Here is a 22,401-nt window from a genome sequence, read left to right as displayed (position 1 = left end):
AAAATAATAAAGAATTTGAGTTTAAACTCAAATTTTTATTTTAAAAAAATCAGTAATTTAATACTGATTTCTTTCTCTAATGTGTAATGTTTCTTGCTCAGTTAGTTTTAAAATAAAACAACTCATAAATAAATAATTTTACTAAGTCCGAAGTGAATAAAATAAAGTAATAAAAGGCAAATTGATAATTTAAACTTAAATTAAAATTCGGTATAAAAACAAAAACTATTAAAGTTAATCACAATATTTGACCAATTCCTGAACCAAATTGTAATATAGAAGTTAAATTATTTTTTCCTCCCGCTTCCATAGTTCTAACACTAGAACTAAAAATTATTCATATAGGATTAAATATAGCAATTGAAATTGATGTTAGTTGTATTTCTTTTAAATAATATGCTGAAGCTAACTCTTTTTGTTTATCAATTATATTTTGTGATACCCCTATTTGTTTTAATTGCTCTTCTAAACCAGTCTCAACACCAGAAGAAAAGAACTTCATAAAAGGAATAAATATAATTAAAATCGCAAATATACATGATAAACCTAATGCAATTACAAAATGAAATCCCTTTAATTCTTTAGCATTTTTCTTTGCTTCTTCAATTTCATTGTTTCCTAATTTTTTTCCAACAAACAACGTGACATTAGCACCTATAATCCCAAAAGTCGATGTAAAGATATTGGTTAATGATGTTGTTATTCCTAAAATAGCTGCAGCACCAAGTCCTCAGTACTCCTTATATTCTCCATAACCCAATGAACCAACTTTATAACCTGCTGCTCATAAAAAAGTTCTTATGGAAATAAAAACAAAGCTAGATGAAGATAAAAGAAAACTTGGTATTCTTTTTAAAAATAATATTCATATTTTTTTGCTAATCTTAAATATTTTTAAAGGATTTACAAGTGTTTTTTTACTTTTGAGTCCCATAAAAACTAAACTTACAGCTAAACTCACAATACCTGAACAAACAGTTGCTCATGCAGAACCAACAACTCCAAATTTTGGTATTAATGTTAAATTTAAAATTATATTTGTTAATAAACTAGTTAATGATATATATAATGAAATTCCACCATTACCTGTTTCTCTTAATAAAGAAATAGTAGTAAAAGAAATAGACATTAAAATTCAAGATATAACAATTATTTTTATATAATCTGTTGCTTGTTTTACAATATCTAAATAAGTTTGACTATGCTCTCCATTGACTATATTATTATCTTTTGCAATCGTCTTTATAAAAAATTCTGGAGATATTAAAATCATAATTGAAAATATAAGTCCAAAAGCAAAAGAAATTAAATATCTTGTTCTCAAAACTTCTTTTGTTTCTTTTGATTTTTTGGCGCCCCAAAATTGACCAAATAAAGGCATTCCAATTGCATTGTAACTTATTAAAATTCCACCAATAATTCCGGTGAATGCGTTTGCAAAATTTAATGCTGAAACACCACCTGAAATTCCTGTAACCATAAAATTATCAATAAAACCATTTAAAGATACTAAAAAACCGGACAATACTACAGGTATTGCGATTTTTGAATATAATTTTCAACGTTCTTTTGTAGAAGGGAAAAACGATAAAATGAAGGATAAAAATTTATTTCTCGTCGTTATCATTATTTTCTATTTTTCGAGTAATTTTTAATAATTTCAATAACTTTTTCTTCCACTTGCTCTTCATTTAAACCGTTGGTGTCTACTACAACATAATTTAAGTTAAATTCTTTACATAATTTTTCAAAATAAGGTTTGTAATTTCTGTGTAAAACTTCAAAATATTCTTTATTTTTTTCTCAATTGTCTGTTTCTACAGCTCTTTCTCTCTTGAAAAATCTTTCTTTAAATGTTTCAAAAGAAATATCTAAAAAAATTGCAAGATCAGGAAATTCTTCTGGTGTAATCAATTCTCTAAAAGCTAGTTCATATGCTCTCATATATTTAGGTTCTTTTTTTGCTAAATTTATTTGAGCAAAGATGTGATGTTCAATTGAAAATCTATCTAAGAAAAAAAATCCTTTTTCTTTGTTTTTTAGATTTCTTTCTTTAAATTTATTTAGTCTATCTGCAAAAATTGATGAATGGTTTTCAATAATGTATGTTTGAAAACCAATTGTCAAATTTTCTCTTTGTTCATATAATCACTTTAAAAATGTGTTGAAAACTTCGTCGTTTTCATTAAATTCTAATAACATTTCTGAATTTGGAAATTTTTTTACTAAAGATGATGTTAGTGTACTTTTTCCACTACTAATCATTCCGCTAATACCTATAACCATTTTATTTACTCCTTGTTTTTTTGTGTGTAATTTAATAATAAACATTTTTTTAAAAAAACAAAATAAAAAAAGCAATAATTTCAAAAAAACATTTTATAGAAATCTTTTTTTTATTTTTTGAAAATTTTTTTTATTTTTTTTGAAAAAAATATAAAATATTAACGTAAATAGCACATAGGAATAATATGAAAAAAAACGATAATACTTTTATTAAAAAAATTAAAAAACTTGAAAATGAATTAATTAACACTGGTGATAATAATCCTAAGAATTTTATTGATGTTTGTAAAAAGAAACCTTTTTCAATCTTTATGATGTTGGTTTCTTCTTTTCTTTTTACTTTTTCAATAGTAATTGTACTTGCAAAAGCTAAAACAATTCCTTCTGGATTAACAGCTATCCCAACTCTTATTACATATATTTTTAGTGAAACAAAACATTATTTTTCTTTACTTTACTTAGCACTAAACTTACCGCTAATCATTTTATTTTGAAAACATTTAAAAAGAAGTTTTATGTATTTAACGATAATTTGAATGATTTTTCAAAACTTATGAAATTTATTTTTTAATATAACAGTAGTTCATGACTTTTTAAGTAACCATATAACTGTTGAATCTGATAATTGAGATGTAGTAAAAGCACTAGAATTAAACACAGATTTATGACCTATTCTATATTATACCTTTTTAGGTTCTGTACTAATAGGAGTTTCAATTGGTCTTGCTTGAAAATTTGGTGGTTCAAGTGGAGGGACAGATTTTATTTCTTATTACTATTCAACTAAAAAAAGAAAACCAATTGGAAAAATATTATTTTCTATTTCTATTAGTATAGCTTTTGTTTCATTAGTACTTTTTGGAACACTTGGTTATTTTAATATTGGAGAAGGAAAAATACATAAAATTTTAGGAATTCAAGTTGTTTCCACTATTATGTATATATTCCTAACATCAATGATAGTAAACTTAATTTATCCAAAATACAAAAAAGTGGAATTAACTTTTCACACTTCTGAGCCTGAAAAAATTCTTGCTCATTTAAAAGTTATGAAATATTGACATTCCTATAATTTATGAGAAGGGATTTCTGGATATACAGGAAAACCAACATATAAAATCAAAACTATTGCATTATATTTAGAAGTAAAATACATTGTAAATGAATTAAAAAATGTTGATCCAAGCATTTGAATCTCTATCAAACCTGTTTTAGAAACAAGTGGTTTATTTGACACCTCAAGAATAGAATAATTTTTAAATTATTTTATTCTTTTTTTTGTAATTACAGATATAAAATGTCACTTTTTATAAATATGTGTTAATTTAATGATATCACAAATTATCAATTGTATCAATTTAATTATTTAATTAAAATTAATATATAAATTTTAGGGATGTTTTTTAACCCCCCGCCCCTTAATTGCAATTAAGGGGAGCGTTCTTTCTCAGACCGAAGAACCAAAGGCCAGTAAGGTTAAAATTTATTATTAGAGAAAATGTTGGAGGGGATTAAATCATCTAATTTTTTTATAAATTCTTTTTGCGTTTCTATATATTCTTTAATTAATTTAATATTTTTAGGACTTAAATTATTTTGATTTCTAAATACTTTATCATCAAGCATTCTGTAAAAACTTTGACCATTTATTTTTGTAGTTTTGATTGCTTTTAAAACAAAATTATTTTCATAATAGGTAATTTCATATTGCTCTTTTAATTTATCACTAAATTCTTTATCTAATTCAACTACATTTCATATCGCTCCATTGATTTGAATTTTTAAATCAAGGTTGCTATCTAAGCATAAAATAAATTGATCATTATTTAAATCGATTGTTCTTTCTTCAGTTATATCTGCTAAAGTATAAAATTTATAATTATGTCTAAAACATTTAGCAATAAATTTTCTGTTTATAGGAAGATAAATTTTGATTTCTTCTGGCTTTGCAGGAGCAAAAACATTTTCTTTATTAATTATTTTTTTGTATTTTTTATTATAAGAATTTATAATTAAATCAGAATTGATATTTAAATCATCTATTGTTTTAAGATCATATTCTAAAAAGAGCACTGGAAAATATTGTTGAATGTTTCTAAAGGATCTTTCCACATTTGGTTTATGAGTAGGAACACTACTAGAAATTACTTTTATGCCCCTTTTTTCCATTTCTTTGGTTAAATTTGTTTCGGAATCTTGGGTTCCATAAAAGGTTTTTCTTTTGTCAGAAAAAATTTGTTGTGGTTTTCCATATTTAGCAAAAACCCTTTCCAAGAGTTTCATATAACCTTGGTTTGTTTCTTGTCTATCAAAATGAGTAGCTAAAAGACGACCAGTACTTGCATCTATAGCATTATAAACAAAAATTTTTTGATCATCATCAGGTAAAAAATACTCATAACAAGCATCAATTTCAACAATTTCACCAAATTTTAAAGATTCTTTAAGCAACAATTTTCTGTTGCTTTTTTCATCTTTTAATTGTTTATTTATAAATTTAAAAACACTAGCAGGAATTGTGATTTTTTCACTGCCTTTTTTGATGGAATGTATTTTCTTATCTATTTTTCTTTTAGTTTTTCTGTGTGAATACATAGTTACAAAACCATTTTCAATCAGTTTGCTTCTTATAGTTTCATAACAAGGATAATCCTTTTTATTGTATTTAAAAAGTTCAATAAAAGTTTTAATTGGTATTCCTAAGCTTACAGATTTTTTATTTATTATTTCTTCTTGAACTTTTTGATATTTAAAAATAAAATCAACAAATATTTCATTTTTAAATTTTTGATTACGATTATGTCCTTTATTTTTGTGTTGAAAAATAGATTCAATATTTTCATTTTTTCCCATTTGTTGTTTTATTCTTATAATCTGTCTTTCAGACATTTTAAATTTCAAAGCTATTTGTTTATTTGTAAGTTTTTTGCTTGAAGAAATTGCCTTTAAAATTTCTTGTCTTTTAATTTCTCATTTTGTCATAATGGTTGCATTCCTTTTTTTATTTTTATTATATCAATTTAACCACATAAACAAAAAGTGACATTTTATATTGGGAATGGGGGGTGACATTTTATTTCTGTTTTAATATTTTTAAATTATTTTATTCTTTTTTTTACAGATTTTAATAAAATTATTTTATGGCAATAGCAATAATAGCAGAATATAATCCATTTCACAACGGACACAAATATCAACTAGAATATGTTAAGAAAAATTTCCCGAGTGACAAAATATACATCATACTTTCTGGAAAATATGTGCAAAGAGGGGAAATGGCAGTAGCTTCTTTTGAAAAAAGAAAAGAACAAGCACTTAAATATGGTGCTGATTTTGTTGTCGAATTACCCTTTGAATATGCAACTCAAGCAGCCCATATTTTTGCAAATGGTGCTTTAAAAATCATTAATGATTTAAAAATTGATAAACTTATTTTTGGAAGTGAATCAAATAATGTTGATAATTTATACAAAATTGCTGAAACTATTTATTATAATGAAGAAATTTATAATAAACTAGTTAAAAAATACTTAAAAGAAGGGTTTTCCTTTCCAAATTCAAGTGCAAAAGCCTTACAAACTTTAACTGGTGAAGAAATAAGATTACCTAACGATATTTTAGGATTAGAGTATGTTAAATCAATTGTCTTCAATAATTATCCAATTCAAGCCTTTTGTATGCAAAGAACAGTTGATTTTCACTCAGAAACCACTTTTAACGAATTTGCTTCAGCAAGTTTGATAAGGAAAATGATTTTTGAAAAACAAGATATTTCTAAATATACACCTATGAAATTTGATAAAATTCCTGATAGGATAGAAAATTATTATTCTAAATTTCAAGATATTGTAAGAAATACCCCTGCAGAAATTTTGAAATTAAATCCAATGATTAGTGAAGGAATGGAAAATTTATTTAAAAAGCATATAGAAGAAAAAACTTATGATGAATTTGTAAATAAATGTAATTCCAGAAGATATACAAGTAGCAGAATCAAAAGGGTAATGCTTTATATTCTACTTGAAAAACATAAAAAAGGAGATGAAAATGAGAACAAAAGATAAAATTTTAATTGTTTTTTTAACAATAATAACTTTGGGTTTTATTTGGATTTATTGAAAAAATAAATCCAAAAACAAAACAGAAAATCAATTATCAAAAAGTTATAAAACAAGCATAAATGTTGCTTTATTAATTGAACTTCTTGGTAAAAAAGAAAACATTAATAAAATAGAAAATAGTCATAAAAAAATTAAAATTTATTTAAATAACACTAAATTAGTTAAAGCTGAAGAAATACAAAAATTAAAAGGAATTTCGGGTGTTTTAGTTTCTAGTACTTATGTTAATTTAATAGTAGGAAACGTTGCTGAATACCTAAAAACAGAAATTGAAAATATAATGAAGTAAAAGGAAAAATATGAATATCAACTTTGATGTAATAAAGAAAAATAAAGAAAATTATAAAAGAATTTTAGACAACTTATTTGATGTAGATAGATTTGATACATCGCTTTTTGTTAACATAAATGATCATGATTTTATGGATGTATTCAAGTTGTTTGATCAAAAACAATTTGAAAAAATCTATACACAAGCAAATTTTAGAGTTGCCTTAACTGAAAACAACTTAAAAAAAATAGTAAATGAAATAAAAGACGCTTCTTCTGTTGAAGAAGTTGAATCTATTTTTATAAAAAATAATGATATTTTAAGTGCAGAAACAAAAGTTAAATTAGAAAAAGATTTTGATAAAGAAAATAAAGCACTGCAATCCGAATTAAAAGAAAAAATACAGAAAAATAGTTATAAATGAAAGAAATTTTTAACCAAAGCAAGAAGTTTAAATAGTGAAAGAAATATTTGACCAATGCAGATAGGAATGCTTTTTGTTTCTGTTGAAATTGAAAAAAGAAAAATATTTGCTCCTTTATTTTTTAAAGAAGTTAATATTGATATTTCTAATTCACAAGCTTTTTTATTTTCTGATGGAGAAATTAAAATTAATGAAAAATTAATTTGAGTTTTAGAAAAAGGAAATTATTTACTAGGAGTGGATATTGATGTTTCTAGATTATCTATTGAAGAATTGGAAAAAGTTATAAAAACTAATTGATCAAATTTCAATATTAAAACTTTTAAAAATAATATTTCCAAAGTTAATGTGGATTTAATTGATAATAATTTACATTTTCACCCTGGTATGGTTTTAGGAATTTTTAATTCATTCGGAAGTCACCAAAGAAAAATAATGGAAAAAATTATTGAAAATGATGAATTAGATGAAATTTTAGATGTTGACTTTAATAAAAATAATTACAAAAACAAAGTTAATAAAATAATCTTTAATAAAGTTTTTAACTTTGTAAAAATAAATAAAACTAATTATTCTCAAGATAAAGCAACAGTATCAGCTCTTTCTCAAAATACCATAATTTGAGGTCCTCCAGGTACTGGAAAATCACAAACTATTTCTAATATTATTGCTAATATTATTATTTTTGATAAAAAAGGTCTTGTTGTTTCTCAGAAAAAAGCTGCTTTAGATGTTTTAAAAGATAGAATGAATAAGTTATCAATTTTTTGCTTATTTATTTTAAATGATAATTCTATGAATAAAGCAACATTCTATGAACCTATAGAAAAATTAATTAATATATTAGAAAATTTTGAAAATAAATCCAATATTGAATCATTGAAAATTATTTATGATGATGAAAAAGAATATATAGATTTATTTAATAAATTTGCTAATAATGAAAATCTTGAACAAAAAATTGAAAATTATTCTTTTATAAAGAAAAATGTGGCATCTTTATCTCCAAATACAATTGAATCTTTATATAAAATTAGTAAAAATATTAGTATTAATACAGATGATTTTAAAGAAAATATTAAAAAATTAAAGTGAGCTATTTTAGATGCAAAATCAGGAAAGAAAAACAATTTCTTTCAAAAAATTTTTAAAAAATTAACTGATGAAGATAAACAAGATATTGAAATTATTAAAAAAGAAATTCATAATTTTAATGGGAATTTAAAAGAAATAACCGATAAATTAAGTTCTTTAACTCCACAAGAATTGAGTGACATTAATAGTTTCTATGAATTTGTTTTTGAAAGCTCAAAACAAGATATTTCCAATGAAGAACAACTTGTAAACTTTACCTTTTATAGATTATTTAAAAAACTAGAAAAAATTAATCAAAATAAGGAGATGAAAAAACTTTATTCAAAATTTGTTCTTGCAGTTAGAACAAAACATAGAGATCCTTATAAATTTGTTCTTGAACACCACCAAATTATTAAAGAATTATATCCTATTATTATTTCTTCAGTAGATACAGAACTAAGTAAGTGAGATAAAAATGAATTTGACTATGTTATCCTTGATGAATCATCACAAATCTTTATTGAAAAAGCATTTCCAATACTATATTTAGCAAAAATCAAAATTTTTGCTGGTGATGACAAACAAATGCAACCTACAAGTTGATTTTCAACACGAAGCAATGTAGAAGATGCTGAATTAGGAAACATTGAATCCATCTTAAATTATGCAGTTTTTAAAGGTGTTTATAGTATTTTACTAGATAAAAATTATCGTTCCAATTATGCTTCATTAATGACTTTTTCATCAAAACATTTCTATAATTCAGAACTTGATGTAATAGATAAATTTAATACAAAAAATCATAACTCCATTGAAGTTATTCAAACAGATGGTGTATGAGAAAATAAAATCAATAAAAAAGAAGCAGAAATTGCAATTGAACAAACAAAAGAAAACCTAAACAAGTATAAGAAAATTATTCTTTTAACCTTTAATAGTTCCCAAAGAGAATATATTGAAAATCAAATTTTAAACAATCATCCAGAATTAGAAGAAGCTCTAATTAGTGAAAAAGTTTTATTGAAAAACATAGAAAACATTCAAGGGGATGAAGCCGATTTATTAATAATTTCTGTTGTTTATGATAAAACTACCGCATTACATACTACTTATGTTTCCCGTTCAGGTGGAAAAAACGCTTTAAATGTTGCTGTTTCAAGAGCAAAAGATAAAATAATTGTAATTAAATCTCTAAAAGCAGAAGAAATTGAAAATACTAATCAAAATGAAGATATTGCTTTATTTAAAAAGTGATTATTATTTTTAGAATTAACAAATGAACAAAGAACCAACTATTTAAACTTAGAACTTAAAGATGAAGATGAAAGTAATAATAATAATAAAGTCCAAATCCATAATAAATTAAAAGAAGAAATTTATGATACTTTTGAATCTGATTCCTTTTTTGAAACTCAAAAATTATATGTAAAAAAAGATTTTTCTATTGGTAGTCAAAATATTGATTTAGCAATTACTAATGAAAAAAATAAAATATTAGTAGCATTTACGATCGATGATTATAGTAGCTATAATTCATATGAAAACTATATAATCAATAAAGATAAAAATAATTTTTTAAAAGCTAAAAATTACAAAATAATCGAAATAAAAAAAATAGATTGATTAATTAATAAAGAAACAATTATTAACAATATAAAAGAAATGATTTCTAGAGATGATAACTAAAATATTTTTTTATAATCAAAAAGGTGAAGGTGTTGGTTTATGAAATCAAAAACCTGTATATTTACCTTTTACAATTTTAAATGAAACTGTGGAATTTACCTTTATAAAAGAAGAAAAAAATTATTATATAGGTAAGGTTACAAAAATAATAATAGCAGATAAAAATAGAAATCTTGAAATCCCTAAAAATGCAGATTTTATAGGTGGATATGAATTAATGCATATGAATAAAGAAGCAGAAAAAGAATACAAAATTTATAATTTAATTTCTGTATTTAAACAAATTGCAAAAATAGATTTAAATCAATATAAAATTAATTATTTTCAAGGAACAAAAGAGTTAAGATATCGAAATAAAATCACTTTATTTGATGGTGGATTAAAAAAGAAAAATTCAAATGAAATTTTCTATTTAGACGATTTCTTATTAACAGATATAAAACCATTTAGTAAACAAAAAGGGAAAATTATTATAAGAAAACTTGAAACACAAATTGAAGGACATAAAAAAGACAATATCTTTACATTTGATAATTTTCAAAACCTTCGTTTTAAGGTTTCTATTGGTTCTTTTTACCAAGTAAATAAAGAAGTTGCTCTTGAAGCTTATTCCAGAATTAAAAATTTTATAGATCAAGATGCTAAAGTGATAGATTTATATTCAGGAATTGGTTCAATTGCTTGTTTTATAAGTGACAAAGTTAAAACTATTGAAGCGGTTGAAATAAACAAAAATTCATATAAAGATATGTTATACAATATCGACTTAAATAAAATAAATAATATTATTCCTTTCAATCAAGATGTTTATAAATATTTAAAAAATTTAAACTCTTTAGAAGGAAAAACTATAATAGTAGATCCTGATCGTACTGGTTTAAAGAAAGAAGTAATAAATGAATTACAAAGGTTATTACCTGATAAAATCATTTATTTATCTTGTAACATTTCAACACAAGCATATGACATTTCTCTTCTAAAAGAAAACTATAAAATTGAATATATTGAAATTTTTAATATGTTTTGTAAAACTTTTCACATTGAAAATTTAATAGTTTTAACCAAAAAATAAAATATGTTATAACAAAAACTCCATCTTATTTTAAGTGGAGTTTTTTGTTTATGAATTTCAACATAAATCCATTCTTTAATTAATGATTTATAGGATTAAAAAGTAATATTTATATTCTCAAATTTTTAACTTGGGTTATTTTGTTGTTTTTCGTTTTCTAATCGTGCTTCTTCTAATGCTTGTTCTTTAAGTGCATTTATTTTTGCAATAGTATTTGTTTCCTTGCTTCTTAAAGCTTCTAAATAGTATTGTCTTCTTTTGAAAATTACATGTTCTACTTCATATATAGCATCACTTCTTTTGCTTTCAACATAAGAAATAGCATGTTTTATTATGTGATCTTCTACATACTCTTGAAAATTTGCACCTCTTGTGTCTTTACTATCGAGAATTTCATTGGCTTTTGCTATTTCATAGTCATCTCCTTCTAGTATAAGAATTGTTTCTCTTGCTTTTTGTATAAGATCTTCAATAATTTTATTTACTTTATCTGATATTGTTTTTAGTTCATCAAAAGTAGTTGCTGAATTTACAGTGTTAGAAAATTGATTTTTAGCTTCACTTCCTTCTCTTAAATTCTTATAAATTAAATGTAAAAGTTTAGGTTTATAAGATTTTATTAATCTATCTTTTTGTTTCTCTCTAGTTTCTGTTGCTTCATTTTTAATTTCTTCTAATTTAGTTACATTAGGTGCTAAAGAAAGTTTATTAATTAACTCTTCTTTTTTAGCTTTGAACTCAGAATTCTCTTCTACTTCACTACCTTCTATACTATCAATAACTTCTCTAACTTCCTGTACTTTTTCGTTAAATTTGACATTTGATTCATTTATGATTTTTTTCAACTCTGCTTGATTTTCTTTATTAGTTTCAATTTGTTGGTTCAAAAAATCATACTCACTATGTCCTACTAGTTTAATAATAGATATTCTCGCTTCATTTAATGAAGTTGCAAGTGAATTTTGTGCAGTTTCTTTAGCTTCAGTAATCTCTTTCAAAGTTGAATTATAATTATTAACAATATTTAATAAATTAGTTTTTTCTTCTCCTTCTGCTAACTTATTAATTTCATTTTTTGCAATTATACGAGCCTGTTCTTTTTCCTGTTCATTTATTGCTTTGGATTTAATAACTTTAACTTCATCAATAGTATTTGCAGATATTAACTCATTTGTTAACTCTTCTTTTTTTGTTTCATTAGTTAACTTAGGAATTTCTGCTTCTGCTTCTTTTTTAGCATTTGCTAATTCTTTTGCTAGTTGCTTTTCAATTTCTTGTTTTACTTTGTTTAAATCTTGAAAAGTTGTTGTTGAATCAACTTTTGATTTAAGATTTGTTTTAATATCGTTGTCTTGAATTTTATCTGCTTGAAGATGATTCTTTCTTTTCTCTTCATTTAATTCTTCTTGTTGTTTTGCAATAGCTTTATCTATTACTGCTTGAACTAATTCAACTGTATTAGCAGAATCTAATTCAGTATTTAAAGGATCTTTATTTTCTTGTTTAGTTAATTTAGATATTTCAGTACGAGCATCAACTTTCTTTCTATCTACTTCAGTAGTGTATTGTTCTTTTTCTTTTTCTCTTACTGCTTTGTCTTTAATTACATTAGCAGCATCAGTAGTTGTTGCTACTTCTAATTCTGTTCTTAACTCTTGTTTTTTAGATTCATCAGTTAGTTTAGAAATTTCAGTTTCTGCTGCTTGTTTTGCTGCCGCTAGTTCTTTAGCAAGTTGATCTTCAATTGCATTTTTAATTTTTTGGATTATTTCTTCAACTTTTGCTTTATCTTCATCATTTATAGAATTAAGTTCATTAGCAAATTTTATTCTTTCATCAGAAGATTCAAGTTTATCAATTAATAAATGTGCTTCAAGTAATACTTGTGCAAATTCTTTAATTTTAAAGATTTCTTCAGGAGAATTAGTACTTTCTAATTTTTGATTTAAAAAAGGTTTTTGTGCTTCTTTTTCTAATGAATTAACTGCAGCTTGTGCTTCTGCTTTTAATGCTTTAGTAATTCTATCTTTAATTGCTTCTAACTGAGCACTTGTAGTAGCATCATTAATTTCAGCAGTGAATTTATCTTTAATTTCTTGATTTGAAAGTTTATCTTTTAAAGCATTTGCTTTATTTTTTTGCTCGTTTAATTGAGTTGTTAAATCATTTGCAATCTCATCTTTAATTGCATTGATTTCTTCAATTGTAGTTGCTGCATCAATTTTTTGTTTAAAATTGGATTTCTTATTTTCATCAAGTAGTTTATCTGCTTCTAAATTATCTTCAACTTTTGCTTTTGTATAATCACTTTGATTATTATTTCTACTATTTCAAAAAACAGTTGCAGTTGTTCCTATTGATGTTGAAAGAGCTGTTAATGCTAGTACACTTATTAGAATTTTTGCATTTGGTTTTGCCATAATTATCTCTCTTTTTATTAGTTTATTTTTAAATAATATTCTTTAAAATATGGTTATAAAATTATCTTTGAACTGCAAGTATAATTACTACTACAAGTAAAATTATGTATGCGATTCAGTAAATAATTGTTGTTCAAACTGCCCTTCTTGTTCAACCACTTTTTAAAGCAGAATTTTGATCAAATTTTTCAACTTTTTGAACTACATTGTTTTGAAATACTAAAAAGTGTGATTTATTCAAACTATAGTTTTCAATAACACCATATTTATAATTCTTTTCTTCCACAAATCCTATGTGTTTATTTTCATAGTTAATGAATGAAAGTTCATGTGATAATTTATTTTTTTTGTAATAAATTGCATTTTCATCTGAATAAAATAATTCTTCTGAAATTTTAATTTTTTCAAGCAATTTATCACTTGATTCTTTAGTTGCTTTTTTAACTAAAAGCAAGAGTTTTTGTGAATAGTCATCTTTAAATGTTTGATCTAAAGAATCTAATGCATTTGTAACTAAATCAAGTTCTTTTTTAATTTCATTGTAATCTTGTGTTGAAGTTATCATTGTTTCATCATAAGAAGAAGCAATTTTTTCTAATTTATGAGAATAAATTGCTAATGCTTCAAGCTGTTTAGAAGATTCTAAATTATAGAAGTTAGAGTATTTTGTTGGTTCTTTCTTATTTTCATTAATATAAACTTCTTTAACTACTTCATTTACAACTTCTTTTTCAATATAAACTGGAACTTCTTTAACTACTTCCTTAACTATTTCTTTTTCGATGTAGACAGGAACTTCTTTAACTACTTCTTTAACTACTTCTTTTTCTACAAATACAGGTTTTTCCTTTTCAACAATAACTTTTTCTGGTTCTTTATCAATAGATTCAAGAATTTTTTTCTTTAAGTTTTCTATTTCTTTTCTTAAAGCTTCTTTATCGGAATTACTATCTCTTAGTTTTTCCATTAAAACAGCAATTTCTTTTGCATATGATCCATTTGAACCTTTAAATAATTCTTCAAGATCAGCTATTTGTCTGTTTAATCTTTCTATTTCTCTATCTTTACTTGAAACTTTTCTTTCTGGAATATAGTCATCATTAGTAGGGAAGTATGTTTTGTGATCTGCAAGAACTTTGTAGTCTGTAATTTCTTTTAAAAATTGATCCGCTTGTTCTTGATTTCTTAATCTAGAATTTGTAAAAATATAAAATTCTTCCATTACTTCATCATATTTGATGTTTCCATCAAATTTTTCAGTATTCAATTCAAATTCGAAACCATCTGGTGTTTTATCCATAATTAACAATCCACCAAAGATTCTTTTTTCAGTTTGGAATCAAATAGCACTTTCATATCCTATTGCTAAAAATCAGTTCATAGCTTCTTTTCTTGTTTTAAATAAAGCTAATCCTTGTTTTAATTTTGGGTGTTTTAACACTCAAGGGTATGTTTTTGAGAATTTTTTATCAAAATCTCTGTTATATTGGCATAATAAACGTTTCATAATTTTCCTTTTATTTGTTTTATTTTTTGGATAAAATATATTATTTAATCTAATTCATACTTTTATATTAAATATTTTTAAACTTTATTTAAATTAGTTATTACTTTATGTTAATCTTGATTTATGTAAATAATTTTTAAAAAATTAATTCTTCTTAAATAACGAAAAACAACTTTAAAATTTCTTTTAAAATCGTTTTTTATAAAATTAAAAACAAGAATAATAAAAAAATTAATAAGAAATTTCTATATATATATATATATATTATAGATATTAAATTTTTGGTTTAATAATTCCTTATATTTTTGTGTTTTCATAACTTATAATATTATACATTAAAAAAGCAAAATATGGGATTTTTACCGTGTAAACAGAAATATTTGAACTAATATTCATTAAAACTAAAGGTTTAGTTTTAATTTTAAATAATTAGATTTTAAAATTTTCAAAATTTCTGTTTGCTTTATTGCATTAAATAATTAAATTTAAATTTACTAAATTAAAAAAAGACATAAACTAGAATATCTACATTTATGTCTCTATTAAAATATATTTATTTAATTAAATAATTTAAGTAATTCTTCTAAATTAAGTTCTGCAGTTGATGAAACTATTTTATCTGCAATACTTCAATTTTCTTTTTCATTATGTGTGATAGCTACTGTATGAATATTAGCATCTTTTAAACCTTGAACACCAGCAATTGCATCTTCAAAACCAATTGTTTCTTCTGGTTTTAAATTAATCCCTTGTGCAGCTTTTATAAAAATTTCTGGATCTGGTTTTCCTTTAGAAACTGTTGCAGGATCAACGATGAAATCAAAATAATCAAATAATCCAATTTTTCTTAAAATTAATGGAGCATTATAAGAACTTGAAGCAATTGCTAATTTTAATCCTTTTTCTTTTGCTGCGTTTAAAAATTCTTTAATGTTAACTAAAATATCTTTTTGATCGATATCTGTTTCTAATAATTTTTTGTAATATTCATTTTTGTTATTAGCTATTGTTACTATTTCTTGTTCACTTAATGAAACATTAAAAAGTTTTAAAATAGCATTTAAAGTATCAATTCTGTTTAATCCTTTTAAAGAACTATTTTGTTCTTCTGTGTAATTTAAACCAATTTTAGCTACTTCATTTTTTCAAGCTTTATAGTGTAATGAAGCGGTTTCTGTTATAACTCCATCTAAGTCAAAAATTAAACCTTTTATCATTTTTCAATAACCTCAAATTTTTGTTTTTTATTAGATATAATTACTGGTTTTTCATTTACATAAACTTCAAGATCACTACCTGAAAGTTTTTCAATTATAAAGTCTTTTCTATTAACAGTTACTTTTAATTTAGTATTTTTTACTAATATTGAATAAGTTAATTTTGTTCATTGTTTAGGTAAAATCGGAGCAATAAATACTTTTTTATCTAAAAACCTAAATCCTCCATATCCATAAACAATACTTTGTCAAATTGCAGCTAATGAACCTGCATGCACTCCTGCATCTGCAGAATGAAAATTAGTTCCCATATCAATATTTAAAGAATATTTAAATAATTTATACGCAATGTTCATTTTTCTTAAATCTACAGCTTTAATTGCATAAGTTGTAGGACTTAAAGATGAATCGTGAGTTGTAATAGGTTCATAATAATCAAAGTTTGCTGCAGCTACTTCTTTAGAAAATAGTTCACCTAAAACAAATGTAGAAAGAACAACATCTGCTTGTTTTACAAGTTGAGAACTTAATCTCTTGTGTCCTTCAGTGGTATTAAATAATTTTTTACCTGCATCACCTAATAATTGGAAAGGAGTAACATCAATTAAAGGAAGGTTTTTGAACTCATCATTTTCTCATATGATGTGGTTTTCATTTGGTAATTGTTGCACTAAATTATCTCTAACGTCTTTCATTAATTCTAAGTCTCATTGATAAGGTAATTTAGCTGCAATTTTATCTAAAATTGCCTGATTTTCCTTTGTATTTGATAATTCTTCTATATAGAAAATAGCTAATTCTAAGTTTCTTTTAGCAATTAAGTTAATAAAGTTATTGTTTGTTATGTTACCTTTATATTCATTTGGGCCCATTACATTACTAATATGATATTCTTTGCCTTTTTTCTCAACTCTAGAAGTTCAGAAAATAGCTGTATCAATAATCATTTCATAACCCATTTGTACCATAAATTCTTTATCATTGGTTACTTGGAAGTATTGATCTACAGCAAAAGCAATGTCACCAGGAACGTGAATTTCTTGTTCTCTAGATGCAATTGGAACTTGTTTTCCTGTAACTACATCAGGTTGTCCTCAATAAGGTGTCATTTCTCCATCTGTTGGTCAAGCCATTTCTCAAGGATATTGAGCACCAATCATATTTTTTTCTGCAGCTTTTCTTCTTGCTCCTTCAATTCCTTTGTAACGGTATTCTAAAAGGTTTCTTGCAACTTCTGGTTTAGTAAATAGATAGTTCGGAACAATGAAAAATTCAGTATCTCAATAACAATGTCCTTGATATCCTTCTCCTGTTAATCCTTTTGCTCCTACTGACATATTTGAAGAATGTGTAGGAACAAAAGAATTCATATGATAAATTCCAAATTTTAGTGCTAATGTATCATATTCAGCATCTTTTTCACCTTCAATTTGAACATCAAATTGTTTATAAATTTCATCATAAGCTTTCTTATTTTCTTTTACTAAATTCGAAAATTTTAGTGTTTCTAATAAAATACTTAAATTTTTAGCATTTTCTTTAACTTCATCAAAACTTAATATTGGATCTTTATCAACAGAAGTAGAAACTGACATTATTTTTTCTAATCTAAAGTTTTTTTCTGTAGAAATGGTTGTTTTAATTTCGTATCCCACTTGTCTACGAGACATTTTTAAAACATAATCATCATTTCCGCTTTCTAATAATTTTCCATTTAAGTAAGCTTTTACTTTCATATTATGAATCACTCATCTTTGTGATTCATTTGTTTGTTCTTGATATTGTAAAAGTGAAGGAGCAATTAAGATTTTTTTACCTTCATCAAAATGTTGAATTCCATGGTTTGTTGTTTGACCATTAATTAAAGGTAAAATTTTAATTTTTGAAGGTTCTCCACTTATTTGATTAATTTCTATTTCTTGAGCATAAATGTTTTTATTTATTTGTGAAACAACACGCTTAAAAGTTAAAACAAATTTTTTGGATTTTTTAGAAAATTTAATTTCTCTAAAAAGTAATCCGTTTTTTAAATCTAAAGACTTTGTATACTCCATTTTTTTATCGATCATAAAAATTTCATCATCAATATAAATAGAAGTTTGAATTAAGTCAGCTAAGTTAGCAATTTCAGAAACTTCTGTTTTGTCTCCTTGATTAAAAATTCCGTTTACAAAGAAATCTTCTTTGTTAAACACACTTCTTTCTTCATCAACTGCTCTTATTCCTAAATAACCATTACCTTGTGAAAAAATAGACTCTGTTTTTTTAGTTACAAGTGGATCGAAACCTGTTTGACTAATAATAAAATTTTTTGTATCATAAAATAATTTAGCCATTTTATTTTTCTAAGAACATAATAGACTCATACGGTCTTAAAGTATTCTTAATTCCTTTCTTATCTGTATATGAACTAATTAAAATTTCTTTATTTAAAATATTTTTAATATTTATATCTAATTCTTTTTTAGTTAAATTTATCAATGAAATAATTTTGTTATTAAAATCATCAAATCTTTCAATTTGAATAACACCATTATCTAATAATTTCATTTTTGAATTTCCGCTAATTAAAATTTCTTTATATTTTTTTCTTAATTGAATAATTGATTTATAAAAATTTAAAATTGAATCACTTCTTTGTTCTTGTTCAGCAACAGAAGATTCTCTATAATAACCTGATTTTTTAATTCAAGTTTTAGTTCCTTTATTAAATCCAAAGTTTTCAGTTTTATCTCAAACCATCGGTACTCTTGAATTATCTCTACTGTTTATATTGTGAAATCTTGTCATTTCTTGTTCTGTATATAATTTTTGTTCATCAACAAAAATTCTGTAAGCATTTAAAGCATCTACATCTCTGAATTCATGTCTGCAATTAAAAACAGGATTTTTTAGTCCAATTTCTTCTCCATATAAAATTGTTTGGATTCCCTTTAAAGAGAATTGGTAAAGAGCAAATGATTTTGCTGATTCTTTTCAATAAAGATTTTCATCACCTCATCTTGAAATAGATCTAGCTGTATCATGTGATGAACTAAAGTTAGTAATCATATAATTTTTGATTTCAGAATTGTTTTGATATTCAAGAATTGAAGAATTTGCAAAATCATTAGTATTTCAATTTGCATCATAACCATTTCTTCCTGTTTGTTTTCCTCAACCAATTCATCATGAACCAAAATTATAGAAGTTATCTGCTATTTTTTCTTTACCTTTTCCGTATTTTAATGCTGTATCTGGTTGAATTCCAGATGCTTCACCAATAAAGAAAACATCATTTTTTGTTTCATAAATTTTGTTTAAAAATTTTTGTAAATATTGAACCATTTTTGAACCAAATGAATGTTTAAATTTACCCTTATTTATTTCTTTATGAACATGTTGAATAGCGTCTAATCTAAATCCCCTTACCCCTAATTTATATCAAAAATCAATAACATCTACCATAGCATTAATAGTAAATTCTGATTCTCAATTTAAATCCACTTGTTCTTTAGCAAATAAATGGAAATAATATTTATTTAAAGAAGGTACATATTGTCATGCACTACCACCAAAAATTGATTCTTCTTTTCCTGGTTTATCTGTTCAAATGTAATAATTGTGTTCTTGGTTTTTCTCTGATTCAATAGCTTTTAAAAATCATTGATGTTTGTTTGAAGTGTGGTTTAAAACAATATCCATAATTATTTCAATGTTTTTTTCTTTTGCTTTAGAAACCAATTCTTTAAAATCTTCCATTGTTCCAAAAACTGATCATATTTTTTTGTAATCCAAAACATCATAACCTGCATCTGCAAACTCTGTGTCATAAATTGGACAAAGTCAAATTGCATCTACTCCAAGTTCTGATAAATAATCTAGTTTAGAAACAATTCCTTTTAAATCACCGTTTCCGTCATTGTTTGAATCTTTAAAAGATCTTGGGAAAATTTGATATATTACTTTTTCCCCTCATTTTTGTAAATTATCTTTCATTTTTCACTCCATTATTTTGTGTATAATCTCTATTATTTTACTACTAAAATAAAAATAAAAAAATTTTTTTATCATTTTTCAAAAATTCAAATAATATCAAATGTTATATCTTATTTGAGAATAAATAAAAATGCCCTATAATTGGGCATTTGACTAATATTTTTCTCTTATTTTTTCACCATATATAGAATTATAAATATTTTTATTTGTTTTCTAAAATTATAGATGTTTTTGCTGGTACTATATTTTCTTTTTTATCTTTTAAAGATATGTGTCTTGAAGATAAAACTAATTTATATTTATTATAATCAAAATGTTCTGGGTGGTCATTAAAATTATGAATAACTATTGCTTTGTTTGTTTTTTCTTTTACTGAAAAAACAACAAAATTTTCTCTTATTTCTTTATATTTTAATTTTCTATTTATTTCCTTTGCGGTATGTAGTCTAAAATATTTTGTTTTATTTCTAAATTTTAAAAGTTTTTTAAGAAAATCATAAACTTTTTCTTTAATTTTTCTATTTTGAAGATGATTTCATTTTAAACCATTAACGTAGTCTGTTGTTTTGTATGAATTATCAACAACAAAATCATTTTTATCATTTGATAAATTATTATCATTATTTAAAATTTTTAAATATCTATTATCGTGTTGTCCTGATTTATCTAGAGGTTTTGTTTGTAATAATTCTGTTCCTGCTAAAATCAATTGTCTACCTTGTGAAGTTAATTGCATCATTAAAGCTTGATTATATAAATTAATATTTTCGCTAAATGACAAGTTAGAAGTGGTTATTATTTTATCTCAAAGGGTAAAACCATCATGGCAAGCGGCATATTGTAATGTAATATTTGGCTCATTAGCAAAAACTGAATAAGCATCTTTTTCGATAAACTCTGAATTTGGATAATCAAATTTCTGTATATTTCCCGTAATTGAAACAAGAAAATCACTAAACTTACTGTAATTACTGGTTATAAGTCCTTTTTCATTATCTTCTATACTATCAGCACCTTTAATTGCGTTTCTAATAGTGTCATTAAAATAAGCAAACTTAATACTATTGGTATTTACTCCTTTAGTAAAAGAGTTTTCAAATTTTAAATCACTAAAAGGTCATGCTTCTCCGTGTAAAACAATATTTTTATTGATCTTTTTAAGTTCATCTTGCATTTTGCAAAGAGTTGTTTTATCAATAAAAGTTGATAAATCGAATCTAAAGCCATCTACTCCAAAGTATTTAGCAAAATATACTAAAGAATCAATCATCATTTTTCTTACCATTTTTGCTTCACTATTTAGAGCTGGTAAATCAACAGGAAAAACTTCAGAATTATTTCTAAAATAATAATTTGGAGTTATTGTTTCTAATAAATCATTAATCATCATATGGTTAAAAACAACGTCCATTATTATTGCTATACCATTTTTATGTGCTTCATTTACAAAGTGTTTAAATTCTCTTAATCTTGCATAAGGATCCTTAGGATCGGATGAGTATCATCCAGCAATTGAAAAGTAATTTAAAGGATCATAACCTCAGTTATAATTGGTTGTTCATCCTGTTCCTTCATTTTTATTTAAAATGTTTAAGTTTTTATCACTTAATGTATAAATAGATTGAATAGGTAGAAGTTGTAAATGAGTTATTCCTAAATCTTTTAAGTATTCAAAAATATTATTTTCCAAAGCAGCATTAAATGTTCCTAAACGATTCTTAAAGTTATTTTGATCTAAAAGTGAAGTAAAATCTCTAATATGTAATTCATAAATTAAAGGATCAACACCATTATTTAAATTAGTTTTTAAAGGGATAGTTTCTATTTCTTCAACTAATGTTTTTTCTCAATCAACAATTACAGCTAAAGGGATTTTTTGAGTTGTTCCTTCTCAATCAAAAGGTGCAAAAACTTTAGCATATGGATCAAAAATATATTCAAAAGGTTGATCTTTAGTTCTTTTTATTTTAAATAAATAATAATATCCTTCATAAATTTCAGAAATTTTTCCTGTTCATAAATCATTATTTCTTTTGCAACCGATTGTAGTAATCTTTTGCATTCTTTCATTTTTATTAAATATTTCAACATAAACTTCAGCCACATCTGGTATTCAAATTCTAAAAAAGAAGAAGTTATCTTTTTTAAAAATTCCTTGCGAACTTATTTTTTTAGAAACTCTTTCATCAATTCTTTGTACATTTTTATTTACAATTTCATAATTTCCTTTATATTCCATCATTTTTCCTCTTTTTTGATTTTAATATAATTATATTTTATAACATTTTTAAAATTTTTTAAAATTTAATGTATGATATTTGTTATATTAAATATAATATCAG

The 22,401-nt window shown here is 24.0% G+C and carries 14 protein-coding genes; 5 read left to right on the top strand and 9 right to left on the bottom strand.

Annotation, left to right across the window (positions count from 1 at the left end; all coding sequences use genetic code 4):
- Positions 1-76: 76 nt before the first annotated feature.
- Both ACR34G_RS01270 and ACR34G_RS01265 read right to left on the bottom strand, forming a co-directional pair.
- The gene (locus ACR34G_RS01270) at positions 77-1,627 is read right to left on the bottom strand and encodes an MATE family efflux transporter (RefSeq protein ID WP_436358980.1); all 1,551 of its coding nucleotides are present in this window, start codon (positions 1,625-1,627) and stop codon (positions 77-79) included.
- Positions 1,627-2,286, bottom strand: a complete 660-nt coding sequence (locus ACR34G_RS01265) for a deoxynucleoside kinase (RefSeq protein ID WP_436358978.1) — start codon at positions 2,284-2,286, stop codon at positions 1,627-1,629. The genes ACR34G_RS01270 and ACR34G_RS01265 overlap by 1 nt, the downstream gene beginning before the upstream one ends.
- 185 nt (positions 2,287-2,471) lie before the next feature.
- Here ACR34G_RS01265 and ACR34G_RS01260 point away from each other — a divergent pair, with 185 nt between their 5' ends.
- Positions 2,472-3,539 carry a YitT family protein gene (locus ACR34G_RS01260; protein WP_436358976.1) on the top strand — a complete coding sequence of 356 codons (1,068 nt, stop codon included), beginning with the start codon at positions 2,472-2,474 and terminating at the stop codon, positions 3,537-3,539.
- A 223-nt stretch (positions 3,540-3,762) separates the two neighbouring features.
- On the opposite strand, the gene ACR34G_RS01255 is transcribed toward ACR34G_RS01260, so the two are convergent.
- On the bottom strand, positions 3,763-5,268 hold the full coding sequence (locus tag ACR34G_RS01255; RefSeq protein WP_436358975.1) for a hypothetical protein: 1,506 nt from the start codon (positions 5,266-5,268) through the stop codon (positions 3,763-3,765).
- Between the two features lie 158 nt (positions 5,269-5,426).
- On the opposite strand from ACR34G_RS01255, the gene ACR34G_RS01250 reads away from it, so the two are divergent.
- From ACR34G_RS01250 to ACR34G_RS01235, 4 genes are read left to right on the top strand one after another with little or no spacing between them, the layout of a single operon-like run.
- The gene (locus tag ACR34G_RS01250) at positions 5,427-6,350 is read left to right on the top strand and encodes a nucleotidyltransferase (protein WP_436358973.1); all 924 of its coding nucleotides are present in this window, start codon (positions 5,427-5,429) and stop codon (positions 6,348-6,350) included.
- Positions 6,334-6,696: a hypothetical protein gene (locus ACR34G_RS01245; protein WP_436358971.1), complete on the top strand. Its 363-nt coding sequence runs from the start codon at positions 6,334-6,336 to the stop codon at positions 6,694-6,696. Before ACR34G_RS01250 ends, ACR34G_RS01245 begins: the two co-directional genes overlap by 17 nt.
- Positions 6,697-6,706: 10 nt before the next feature.
- On the top strand, positions 6,707-9,865 hold the full coding sequence (locus ACR34G_RS01240) for an AAA domain-containing protein (protein WP_436358970.1): 3,159 nt from the start codon (positions 6,707-6,709) through the stop codon (positions 9,863-9,865).
- On the top strand, positions 9,855-10,937 hold the full coding sequence (locus tag ACR34G_RS01235; protein ID WP_436358969.1) for a class I SAM-dependent RNA methyltransferase: 1,083 nt from the start codon (positions 9,855-9,857) through the stop codon (positions 10,935-10,937). The genes ACR34G_RS01240 and ACR34G_RS01235 overlap by 11 nt, the downstream gene beginning before the upstream one ends.
- A gap of 125 nt (positions 10,938-11,062) precedes the next feature.
- On the opposite strand, the gene ACR34G_RS01230 is transcribed toward ACR34G_RS01235, so the two are convergent.
- The 6 genes from ACR34G_RS01230 to ACR34G_RS01205 form a co-directional block, all read right to left on the bottom strand.
- The gene (locus ACR34G_RS01230) at positions 11,063-13,357 is read right to left on the bottom strand and encodes a hypothetical protein (protein ID WP_436358968.1); all 2,295 of its coding nucleotides are present in this window, start codon (positions 13,355-13,357) and stop codon (positions 11,063-11,065) included.
- A 61-nt stretch (positions 13,358-13,418) separates the two neighbouring features.
- A complete protein-coding gene (locus ACR34G_RS01225; protein WP_436358967.1) occupies positions 13,419-14,864 on the bottom strand; it encodes an MAG3090 family protein in 1,446 nt (481 codons plus the stop codon).
- Positions 14,865-15,421: 557 nt separating this feature from the next.
- Positions 15,422-16,081: a beta-phosphoglucomutase gene (pgmB, locus tag ACR34G_RS01220; protein ID WP_436358966.1), complete on the bottom strand. Its 660-nt coding sequence runs from the start codon at positions 16,079-16,081 to the stop codon at positions 15,422-15,424.
- Complete coding sequence (locus ACR34G_RS01215; protein ID WP_436358965.1) at positions 16,075-18,417, bottom strand: glycosyl hydrolase family 65 protein; 2,343 nt, start codon at positions 18,415-18,417, stop codon at positions 16,075-16,077. Before ACR34G_RS01215 ends, pgmB begins: the two co-directional genes overlap by 7 nt.
- Position 18,418: 1 nt before the next feature.
- Complete coding sequence (locus tag ACR34G_RS01210) at positions 18,419-20,059, bottom strand: alpha-amylase family glycosyl hydrolase (RefSeq protein ID WP_436358964.1); 1,641 nt, start codon at positions 20,057-20,059, stop codon at positions 18,419-18,421.
- A 202-nt stretch (positions 20,060-20,261) separates the two neighbouring features.
- On the bottom strand, positions 20,262-22,298 hold the full coding sequence (locus tag ACR34G_RS01205; RefSeq protein WP_436358963.1) for an alpha-amylase family glycosyl hydrolase: 2,037 nt from the start codon (positions 22,296-22,298) through the stop codon (positions 20,262-20,264).
- Positions 22,299-22,401 lie beyond the last annotated feature (103 nt).

Source organism: Mycoplasma sp. 480 (assembly GCF_051353065.1).
GTDB lineage: Bacteria > Bacillota_I > Bacilli_A > Mycoplasmatales > Metamycoplasmataceae > Mesomycoplasma_A.
Note: the sequence above shows the minus strand (reverse complement) of the source record. Positions and strands in the feature narration are given on the sequence as shown.